The sequence below is a fragment of the Rhodococcus sp. 14C212 genome (genome assembly GCF_011058195.1).
GTDB classification, from domain to species: domain Bacteria; phylum Actinomycetota; class Actinomycetes; order Mycobacteriales; family Mycobacteriaceae; genus Rhodococcus; species Rhodococcus aetherivorans.
The window spans coordinates 1-1,008 of sequence record NZ_JAALEH010000216.1; the positions used below are offsets into that span (position 1 = coordinate 1).

Consider the following 1,008-nt stretch of genomic DNA (forward strand, 5'->3'; position numbering starts at 1 on the left):
TCATGCTTATCCGGTTAGATCAGGTGAGTTTGGCTGCGCCCGGTCCGGTCGCGACGATCTGCCGGTAGGTCGTGGGCTGCTGCCGGGACTGCAGGCCGAGCAGGGTCTGGAAGGCGGCCATCGGGGTGCGGCGTCGGTTGAATCGGAAGGTGTACTCGTCGAGGTAGACCTGCAGGTGCTCACCGGATACGCCACGGTGGGTGCCTTGCAGCCAGCTCTTGAGGTTGGAGATCACCCGGTGCACGCGCGGCAGTATCTCGTCGATGTCCTCGCCGTCCGCGCGGGCTGCCCGCCGGCTGCGTGGCCGGTGATCGTAGCCGAGCCGGCTCAGTGTCCGGTAGCCGCGCCAGGCGTCGGTGTGCACGATGGCGCCGACGGCGACGTTGCTGCGGACAAAGCCGGTCAGTGCGGCGCCGGACGCGTCCTCGACGACCGCCATGCGGACCCGTCCGCTCCCCGTACCACGGACCTCTACCCCCACTGCCACAAGGACTTTCGCGCCACGAGCCCGACCGCCGCGCAGGCCGGCTTCGTGCCCGCCGACGAAGCACTCGTCGACCTCGACCTCGTCGAGCAACTGCCGCCGTTCCGGGTCGACCATCGCCCGGCGCAGCTTGTGCAGCATCGTCCACGCGGTCTCGTAGCGCCCCAGGCCCAGCTGGCGCTGCAGCTGCACCGCCGAGACCCCGGGCGTCGGCGTGCTCATCAGGTAGGCCGCCCAGAACCACAGATGCAACGGGGTGTGCGTCTTGTGCAGCACCGTGCCCGCGGTGACCGACGTCTGCCGGCGACAGGCCGCGCACTCCCACACCAGCCGACGCTTGGCCACCGGCCACGCCTGCCCGTGGCCACAGCGCGGACAGGCGAACCCGTCGGGCCAACGCGACGCGAACAGGTACTCCATACAGGCGTCATCATCAGGGAAGCGCCGCTGGAACTCCACGATCGTGCGCGGGAAGTCGGGACGCGGCATTTGCCCAGGCTACCTGATCTAACCGGATAAGCATG

Annotated in this window: 1 protein-coding gene; it reads right to left on the bottom strand. The window is 69.0% G+C overall.

Annotated features, from left to right (window positions below; genetic code table 11):
- Positions 1-19 precede the first annotated feature (19 nt).
- Positions 20-973 (bottom strand): IS1595 family transposase, encoded by a 954-nt coding sequence (locus G6038_RS30765; RefSeq protein WP_165042701.1) that lies wholly within the window; start codon positions 971-973, stop codon positions 20-22.
- Between the last annotated feature and the right edge of the window lie 35 nt (positions 974-1,008).

Excerpts from the sequence above, each read along its gene's own strand:
- G6038_RS30765 (WP_165042701.1), bottom strand. The coding sequence starts at position 973 with ATGCCGCGTCCCGACTTCCCGCGCACGATCGTGGAGTTCCAGCGGCGC.